Genomic DNA, 8574 nt, shown 5'->3' with positions numbered 1-8574 from the left:
ATTCCGGACACGGCACAGATCTCCCGAGGTAAGATCGACCGCCTTCCCCGCACACCCGCCGGATTTACCACCCCGGTCCTTGATGACCATGGACTTCGCGGTCATGTGCCCGCTCGTCCGGCCGGGTAGGCCTCGTATCCGGTTCTTGTCCATCGGGTCGCGGGTTTGCTCCACGCTTCCTTCAGACCCCGCCTTGCGACGACGCCCTTGCGCTTCGCTAACCCTTCGCCGCCATCAGGCTGGGTAGAGGACTTACACCTCCAAGCTGTCGATCATGCTCGGCACACACAAAAAACCCGCCTCTGCGGCGGGTCGCTGGCGCAAATCAGCACCCTGAATAAATTCCCAGCATAACTGCCGTCACCTGTCAAGGTGAAACTACCCGCAGTTGCGAGAGAGTCGCTTCAGTTTGCGCCGCCCATTGCCCCTGCGAACGCCGGGTTTGCAGGACTTGGGTCCCTCGGAAGCAGGCGGATGAGGGCGGCGCCGACTTCGAGAAATTGGTCATACCCGGTTGACTGGATAGACCGGCTTGTCGCCGCGCAGGACCGATGCGACATCGGCAAACACCTTGTTGCGAACCTCGGCGTAAGACTGGGTCGAGTAGTGCGCCGCGTGTGGACTGACCAGGACGGTGTCCAGCGCCAGCAGCGGATTGTCGGGCGAAGGCGGCTCCTGCTCGAATGTGTCGATGCCGGCGCCCGCCAAATGGTGGCGCCGGATCAAATCCGCCAGCGCGACCTCGTCGACCAGGCCGCCACGCGACACGTTGACGAGGATCGCCCCTTGCTTCATGCGCGACAGGGCCTCAGCCGACATGATGTTTCTGGTCTCCGGTGTCGCGGGAACGTGCAGCGAGACGATGTCGGCCCTGGCTAGCAGCTCATCGAAACCGACCGGCTCGGCGCCGCCGGCCGTAATGCGCTCCGCCGGCGTGTGCGGGTCGTAGGCGATGACATGATAGCCGAAGACCCGCGCCCGCTCGGCAGTCAGCCGTCCGATCTGGCCGAAGCCGATCAGGCCGAGAATCTGCCTGTCCGGCCGCGTGATGCCGGCGCCGTCGGTCATTGCAGCCCAGCGGCCGGCGCGCACTGCGCTGTCGAACTGTTTCAGCCTGCGCGTCAGGGCCAGGATCAGCGCCATGGCATGCGTGCTGACCTCCACCAGATTGGCGTCCGGCACGTAGGTTACCTGAACACCAGCACGGCTGGCGGCCTCGACGTCGATCGAGTCTAGCCCTACGCCGAACCGTCCGATGACCTTGAGGTGCTTCAGCTCCGCCAGCACGCGGGCCGTGATCGGCTCCCGCAATATCATCAATGCATCGGCGTCACGGCATTGTTCTATCAGGGCATCCTCTGTGAGAAGCGTTTTTTCGACGAACTCGGCGTTCAAGCCGGCGAGGTAGCGCAGCTGCTCTTCCTCGACTGACAACACGCCGTCGGTCTTGATTATTTTCATGCCAAACTCTTGCCCAAACTCTTGCTATGAGGCGCTGCGCGCGGAGGCGGCGCCGGCGGCAAGGCCGGCGCCGAGGAACATCGTGTCGCTGGCCAGCATGTAGAAGCTGATGCCGTGTTTCGACCATTTGCCGATATCATCCGCCGAAGGGCGAAAGATGCCGACGGCCTTGTGGGCCGCGCGCGCCGCAGCCGCGATCCTGACGATCGCGGCATTGAGCCTGTCCTGGCCGGCCGGCCCCATGGCGTCGATCGAGACCGACAGGTCGCCGGGGCCAATGAAGATCACGTCGACGCCGTCGACCTGGACAATGTCGTCGATGTTGGCGAGGCCTTCGGCCGTCTCGACCTGGATCGCAACCGCCAGGGTCTCGTTGGCCGACTTGAGGTAATCCGGAATCCTGTAGCCATAGCCGGCGGCACGGCCTGGGCCGACGCCGCGTGCGCCGGCAGGCGGGTAACGGCTGGCCATGACCGCCATGCGCGCCTGCTCGGCCGTCGAGATGCGCGGCACCAGGACGCCTGACGCGCCGGCGTCGAGCGCGGCCGCGATCCACTCCGGCGTGTGGCCCGGCACACGCACCATCGCAGGAACCTTGTGGACGTCGGCGGCGCGGATCAGATCCTCGATCCGTTCGCGGCCAATCTGCGAATGCTCCCAGTCGATGCACAGGAAATCGACCCCGCTTGCGGCCGTCACTTCGACCGCCACCGGATGCGGGATGGCGCAGAAGGTGCCAATGAGGCGATCGAGAGAGACACATTTTTTCCGAAAGTCGTACATGAAATCTCCAGGAATTTTTCGGCGACGGCGAAAACTGTTCGCGCTACGCTGCGATGGGCGGGGGCAAGGGATGCACGGCTTCCGTCGACATCGGGAAATGCCGGCTGCCGCCTGAAAAGGGCGGGAAGGTCTGGTAGTCGGCGTGCATCTCCAGCCGTGCCGGCGATTGCAGTGCGTGCGCCAACGCCGCAGGACTGTCGAACATGACCCGGTTGCGCTGCATATGGTCGACCCGCGGCCACGGCAGCGAGCCGCACCAGTCCAGCCGCGACAGAACCTCGATGTGGCGGATGCCTGGGAAACCCCGCATCAATTGCGGATGATGCGTCACGTAGTGGTAGAGCCAGCCATTCATGTCCTCGGCCGGCCCGGGATAGTGGACAAGGTAACTGCAGGGAAGCCCGCCGGCAGGCGTCTTGACGCCGGCATCATCGACGGGAAACGGACGCACGCACATTGCCTGCTGCGTCGGCCTCGACCCGGAAATGCTCGACAGCACGCCCGGTGCGGCAAGCGCCTGCAGATGGCCGGAGGGCGCGAGCGCCGCCTCCATGTCCGCCAACTCGTGGAAATAGAGTTGGAAGCCGAAGACCGGCGGTGGGCCATCCTTGTTGAACATGTCCGTCGCCACTTCAGGCAGATAGATGTTTGCAAGCGCAAGGCCCGGCGTCGTCGCGATCACGCGCCGCACCGCGTCAACGTCTTCATGGGCGATGGCCAGGTTTTCCTGGCGGTCGTCGTGGAAGAAAGCGAGATAGGCAAAGCGCATCTGGACACCTGCTCGTTCGGCTAGATCAAGTTCGGAAGGAAGAGGGCGATCCGCGGAAAGACGACAATCAGCAGGATCAGCAGGAGGGCCAGCGCGATGTAGGGCGCCGCCGACATGGCAACCGTTTTGAGCGAGGTGCCTTTCGGCGCAACACCGATCATGATGAACAGCAGCAGACCAAACGGCGGCGTGGTGAAGCCGACCTCATAGGCGAGCAGCAGAATCAGCCCGAACCATACGGGATCGTACCCGAACTGCTGGGCGATCGGCAGGAAGATCGGCAGCGTGATCAGCATCATCGAGACCTGATCCATGAACATGCCGAGCAGCAGGATGACGAGCACCATCAGGAACAGCATGGAATACGGTCCAAAATCGTAGCCCACGATGAACTGGATAAAGCCGCTCGACGCCCCGGAGAAGGCGAATATCTGCGAGAACGTTGTCGAAGCCGAGATGATGAGGAAGGTCATACCCGTGACCTTCATCGCATCGTCCAGCGACTTCCAGACAACCGACCAGCTGAACCTTCGGTAGGCGAGCAGCAACGCGACGACGGCAGCGCATCCGAGCCCCGCCGACTCCGTCGGTGTCGCTATTCCAAGGATGATCGTGCCGACCACCATGAACACGATGACGCTCATCGGAATGATGTTGACCGCAACCGCCCTCACCTTCTCGGCCGCACGAACGGCTGGCACTGGATAGTGCGGAGCAGCGTCCGGGTCGATCTTCGTCTGTGCGAGGATCAGGGTCGCATACATGACAACGAGAAGCAGTCCAGGCAGAGCACCGGCGATGAGCAGCGCGCCAACGTCGATCTGGGCCAGCGAGCCGAGCAAGACAGCCAGCGAGGACGGCGGGATGATAACGGCAAGGCTTCCGGCGCCAAGCACCGGTCCGTAGGCCATGTGCGGCTTGTAGCCCCGTTTCAGCATCTCGGGTACCATCAGCGAGCCCATCATGCCGGTATTGGCGAGGCTCGAGCCTGACAGCGCAGAAAAGATCGTGCCGGCGGCAAGCACGACATAGGCAAGACGTCCCCGCAGATTGCCGATGCACAGGTCGAGCGCGTAGATGACTTTCTCGCCAAGGCCCGAGCGGAAGAACAGGCTGCCCATGACGAGGAACATCGGCAGAGGGGCCAACGCATAGGTCGAGACGGCGTCGGAGAAGTTGGCGACCATCTGCGTCACGCCGATCGAACCGCCGAAGAACAAATACAGCCCGATCACATTGGTGACGAAGAACGCGAAGGCGACCGGCAGCCCAAGGCCCATCAATACGAGGATGGCGCCGACAAGCACGGCGAATGGAAACAGCCAGGCCATCGGTCAGAGCCCTTCCATTTCCAAAGGATCGAGCGTGTACAGCGTGTCAAGGCCGAGCAGGTATCTGAGCCATTCCAGCGCCGAGAGGTAGAAGGCGAGCGCGATGGGCAGCAAGACCAGCCATTTCGGCATGTCGAAGCTGCGCGTCTCATATTCGCCGCCCAACACAGCTGTTATGAGGGACGACAAGGCGACGCTGCCAAGGTAGAGGCAAACGCCGATGCAGGCGAGATACACCAGCTTTCCAAGCACCGCCCGAGCCCGCACAGGCAGCGCCTTGCGCAGGAACTCGACGAAGACATGGCCTTTGCTGTGGACCAGCCAGGGCATCGGCAGAAAAGCCGCGTAGAGCAGCCCGTATTCCGTCGCGGACACCGCCCAGGCAAGCGGTCTCAAGCCCAGATTGCGGACGCACACATCGGCGACCACGGCGACAATGATCAGGCCAAGCACCACCTTTGCCGCCGCTGCGAGCGCAAGGCTCAGCTTCCCGATCGCTGCAAACAACTTGTCCATGCCCGACGGCCCTCATGCCACCCTTGACGGGAGCGCGCGCAGAAGCGCCCTCCCACTGGATTACTGAAAGAATTTCTTCAGCTGTTCGATGTTGGTGGGATCGCGTTCGGTCATTCTTGCCCAGCTCGCCTGCGCGGCGGCCGCCAAGAATTTGTCGCGGCCGGCGCCGGTCAAGCCGACCACCTTCTGCCCGCCGTCGATCATCGCCTGTGCCTGCTTTTCAGACTCGGCAAGATTGGCGTCGTAGCTCTCTCGCTCGTATTCGACGGCAGTGTCGGCAAGCAGCTTCTGCGCCTCGGGCGAAAGCGTGTCCCATTTCGCCTTGTTGATCGAGACCAGCACGTCGGTTTTGAAGAATTGCGGGTCGACGCGGTATTTGGTGAATTTGTCCCAGCCGAAGGACGCATAGCCGAACACCGTGTAGGCGTTGGCATTGACGACGCCGCGCTCAAGCGAGGTGTATACGTCTCCCGGCGCCTGCACGATCACGGTTGCGCCCAACGATTCAAGGAAATCGCGATAGAGCGGCGACGACCGGATCTTCAGACTGCTCCAGTCAATGCTGCCCTCATCATCGAGCTTGGGTTCGTCGATGGTAAAGATGTTGAAGCCCGAGCCCGCATCGACATGCGCCAGCAGATGGGCATTGGCCTTCTTCTCGAAAATTCCGCTGATGAAATCCCAGCCGCCATTCTCGCGAACCTCCCAAGGCGTCTTGGTCGATGCGGAGAAAACCTCGCCTTCGGGAACGAGCTCCAGAAACTGACCTGCCGGCGTGTCGATCAGGTCGATCAGGCCGCTCTTGAGTGCCGCGCCCTGCTGAATCGGCGGAATGACCTCCGGCCCGCCACGCACATTGATCTGGACAACGCCTTTGCCCTTTTCGTTCACCTTCTGAACGAACTTCAGGAAACTCTGTGCGTAGCCGTTCTGCGTCGGTGTAAAATGCACGGCGTTGAGGACAACCTCCTCGGCCGCGGCGATACCCGCTGCACCCGACATGAGTGCAGCCAGAACAAGGGATTTCCAAATGCGCATTGCCGTACTCCCTCTAGATCATTTCGCCTATGATCGGGCCCCATGATCGGGCCGATCTGAAATTGCAATCGCCACGCCGCCGCGTGAACGGCAGTTAGTTGGCCTCATCTCCTACTGTCACGAACCGTCCATGCGCGTAGAAGACCGGCGATCGGTCAGCGCGGTCCAGCGCGACCCCCGAGACGATGCCGATCACGATCATGTGCGATGCCCGCACGATGATTTCGGCCAACCGGCATTCGAACGTCGCCCGCGCGCCGACAAGCAAGGGCGCGCCGGTTTCGCCGCGCACCCATGACCCGGACGAGAACCGTGCGACGCCCTTGGCTTTGGTCATGCCGCCGAAGGCACGCGCAACATTCTCCTGGTCGCCGGCAGGAAGATTGACGGAAAAGGGCAAGCCTTCGCGAATGGCCGAGGCAAAGGTGCTACCGCGGTTGACGCAAGCCAGAAGCGAAGGCGGCTCGGCACTGAATGAGCAGACGGCTGTCGCCGTGATGCCGCAAAAGCCGATCTCGCCGTGCTCCGACGCGAGGATGGCGACCGACCCCGCCACGGCCCGCATCGCCTGCTTGAAGGCGCGCGGATTGATGGCGTCGTGCTCATGCACCCATGTTGTCGGACTGGCAGCCGCCGGCATCAATTTACTCGAAGCCCGGCCTGGCGCATCAGCGGCAGCACGCGATCACAGAAGAAGGGCAATTCGTAGGTGTAGTTGACGAATGTGAGAGCGGCGCCGGAATAACCCTGGTCCATGATCTTGGTGAGATCATCGACGATCTTTTCCGGCGTGCCGATGAGCGGGAACGTCCCAGCACCGCCGGCGAACCTTTGCCGGTATTCGGTGAAGGCCTTTGCGTCATGCGAGTTGGCGAATTCCTTCTTCTTGCGCATATGCTCGTCGACGGCGCCCTCGTCCGCGCATTCAAGCGCGTAGTGCCGGTAATAGTCCTCGGCTTCCTGCTGGGTCTCCCGGCAGACGACGTGGCAGACGGTGTAGACGCCGACTTCGCGTCCGACTTCAGCCGCGCGGTTGGTGATGTCGACCACATGCGCGCGGCCATCGGCAATTTCGGAAAAAGTCGAGAACAGATAGTCGCAGTGGCGCGCCGCATAATTGCGCCCCGGCGCGCCGAAGGCGGCGTTCATGGTCACCGGGCGCGGCGCCTGCAGGCTTGGCGGGCGGCTGACGACCCCCTTCAAATCATAGAACTCGCCGCCGAAGTCGAACGGCTCCCTAGATTGATAGGCACGCACGATGATGTTGATCCATTCTTCGGCCTGATCGTAGGTCCGGTCGCCGACGGTCTGCCCGAACATGGCGAACTCGTCCGGGTTCCAGCCGCAGACAATGTTCAAACCGGCGCGCCCATTGGAGATGTGGTCGACCGTCGCCAGCGCTTTTGCAGCCTGCAGCGGATGAACCAGCGGCACATGCACCGTCATGAACAGACCGATGTTCTGCGTGGCGACGGCAAGACCCGCCGCCCAGGTGAAAGTCTCGAACGACCATTCCCGCACATGCGTCAAACCGCCGAAGCCGCGCCAGCGCGCGATCGGCAGCAGAAACTCCAGGCCGGCGCGATCGGCGATGCCGGCAGAATTGAGGTTGTCTTCCCAGCGGGCGCGCCAGCGCTCGGGAACGGTGGTCATTGCCAGGCCGCCATCGGCGTTCATCGAGAAGACACCGAGCTTGAACCTGTTCGGACCTTTCAGCGGATGCTGCTTTCTGATCATGATTTTCCCCGCCGCCGGATGCTCGCAGCTTCATCGTCGAACTGTTGCGACGGTGGACTCAGCTTCATGAAACGCTCCTCGGCGTTCTGAATGAAGTGGGTCATCCGGTCGTAGACCGCGACAGCGTCGCGCCTGACGAACGCCTCGTAGATGGCGCGCATGCCGGCCACGATGACGGCCTGCGTCGGCTGGTGAGACAGCGTCTTTAACCGGACGACGAGCACGTGATCGGCGAACCGGGCAATCGTTTGTGAAAGGCGATCGTTCTCGACAGCACCGAGCCAACAATTCCTGAATGCCGAATTGGCCTGGAAAAAGAGGTCGGCATCGCCGGTGGTGGCGGCGGCTTCTGCCTCCTGAAGCGCGGCTGCCAGCGTCTTGAGGCCAGCGGCGTCAAGTGTGCGGGCGGCATGCGCGGCGGCCCGCGGTTCGAGCAGGCGGCGGACTTCGAAGATGTTGGAGATATCCGTCGCGGTCAGCGTGGGCAATGTGAAACCGCGTGTCGTGCCGACCAGATAGCCTTCATGCACCAGTTGCATCAACGCGTCGCGGACAGGCATTCTGGAAATGCCAAGCTGGGCGGCGATATCGACATCGACGAGCTTCTGGCCAGGCGCCAGTTCGCCGCGCTGTATGGTCAGGCGGACCTGATGATAGACCTGGGCACGCAGGTTGCCCTCGCCAATCCGTTTGAACTCGATCGGTTCCGTCATCCACGCCTTCTCATGCGAAGATTTCGTATATCGTTACGGCTGTGTTCTCGCGGTCGTCCCGTTTGAGTGCAGCCGCATGGCGGTGGAATTCGACCTGCCAGCTGTGTTCCCGGCGCAACTGGAGCATAGGCTGGGTCGTCTTGCAAGATATTTTAAGTCTATAATGTATACTGTTTTGATTTCCGCGACCCGGAGGGCGGCCGCGCAACGGCGCTATCTGGGCCAC

9 protein-coding genes are annotated in these 8574 nt (G+C 62.3%); all 9 read right to left on the bottom strand.

The features are described from left to right. Window positions 1-504: 504 nt before the first annotated feature. Entirely contained in the window at window positions 505-1461 is a 957-nt protein-coding gene (locus IQ26_RS26825; RefSeq protein WP_145721390.1) for a C-terminal binding protein, read from the bottom strand. A 24-nt stretch (window positions 1462-1485) separates the two neighbouring features. Continuing rightward, window positions 1486-2244, bottom strand: coding sequence for an HpcH/HpaI aldolase family protein (locus IQ26_RS26820; RefSeq protein WP_145721389.1), 759 nt, complete (start codon window positions 2242-2244; stop codon window positions 1486-1488). Window positions 2245-2287: 43 nt separating this feature from the next. Then, entirely contained in the window at window positions 2288-3013 is a 726-nt protein-coding gene (locus IQ26_RS26815) for a hypothetical protein (RefSeq protein ID WP_240547250.1), read from the bottom strand. A 20-nt stretch (window positions 3014-3033) separates the two neighbouring features. After that, window positions 3034-4344, bottom strand: a complete 1311-nt coding sequence (locus tag IQ26_RS26810) for a TRAP transporter large permease (protein WP_145721388.1) — start codon at window positions 4342-4344, stop codon at window positions 3034-3036. Window positions 4345-4347: 3 nt separating this feature from the next. After that, window positions 4348-4860, bottom strand: a complete 513-nt coding sequence (locus IQ26_RS26805) for a TRAP transporter small permease (protein WP_145721387.1) — start codon at window positions 4858-4860, stop codon at window positions 4348-4350. Window positions 4861-4920: 60 nt separating this feature from the next. Next, window positions 4921-5898, bottom strand: a complete 978-nt coding sequence (gene dctP, locus IQ26_RS26800; protein WP_145721386.1) for a TRAP transporter substrate-binding protein DctP — start codon at window positions 5896-5898, stop codon at window positions 4921-4923. A 94-nt stretch (window positions 5899-5992) separates the two neighbouring features. After that, the gene (locus tag IQ26_RS26795) at window positions 5993-6538 is read right to left on the bottom strand and encodes a flavin reductase family protein (protein ID WP_145721385.1); all 546 of its coding nucleotides are present in this window, start codon (window positions 6536-6538) and stop codon (window positions 5993-5995) included. Further along, complete coding sequence (locus tag IQ26_RS26790; RefSeq protein ID WP_145721396.1) at window positions 6538-7632, bottom strand: LLM class flavin-dependent oxidoreductase; 1095 nt, start codon at window positions 7630-7632, stop codon at window positions 6538-6540. Before IQ26_RS26790 ends, IQ26_RS26795 begins: the two co-directional genes overlap by 1 nt. Further along, window positions 7632-8348, bottom strand: coding sequence for a GntR family transcriptional regulator (locus IQ26_RS26785; protein ID WP_145721384.1), 717 nt, complete (start codon window positions 8346-8348; stop codon window positions 7632-7634). The genes IQ26_RS26790 and IQ26_RS26785 overlap by 1 nt, the downstream gene beginning before the upstream one ends. Between the last annotated feature and the right edge of the window lie 226 nt (window positions 8349-8574).

The sequence above is a fragment of the Mesorhizobium tianshanense genome, assembly GCF_007830515.1.
Taxonomy (GTDB): domain Bacteria; phylum Pseudomonadota; class Alphaproteobacteria; order Rhizobiales; family Rhizobiaceae; genus Mesorhizobium; species Mesorhizobium tianshanense.
This window is presented reverse-complemented; position numbering and strand designations above follow the sequence as displayed.